Source organism: Campylobacter sp. CH278, from assembly GCF_004378845.1.
Lineage (GTDB): Bacteria > Campylobacterota > Campylobacteria > Campylobacterales > Campylobacteraceae > Campylobacter_D > Campylobacter_D jejuni.
This window is the reverse complement of sequence record NZ_RYXZ01000035.1, coordinates 1-333: the sequence shown is the minus strand read 5'-3', so window position 1 is coordinate 333 and position 333 is coordinate 1. Positions and strand designations below refer to the sequence as shown.

1 pseudogene is annotated in these 333 nt (G+C 25.8%); it reads left to right on the top strand.

Annotation, left to right across the window (positions count from 1 at the left end):
* A pseudogene (locus ELQ04_RS08570) lies at positions 1-333 on the top strand (motility associated factor glycosyltransferase family protein); the annotation flags it as partial.

Genomic DNA, 333 nt, shown 5'->3' with positions numbered 1-333 from the left:
AGAAATCATTTGGATAATGTTTCATATCTTAGATTTTTCAAATGAATTACAAAGTGCAAGATTGATGGTTTTGGAAACAAGTTCTTTGGATATAGAATTTTTTTCTAATTTTTGCTCTAGCAAACCTTTCTTTCAATTTTCTAGAATTTATTTTTTAGAACTGATGAGTAATTATTATGAAAGATTTCATGAAGATATTTTAGGATTGAATAAAAAATTAGCAGAAAATTTTAAAAATTCTATTGTTTCTCATGGCAATGATCCTCTTGATGCTCTTCAAGGTATAGAACAATTTGTTTATAATCTTCCTCAAATGATTACCCATCCTAGTTA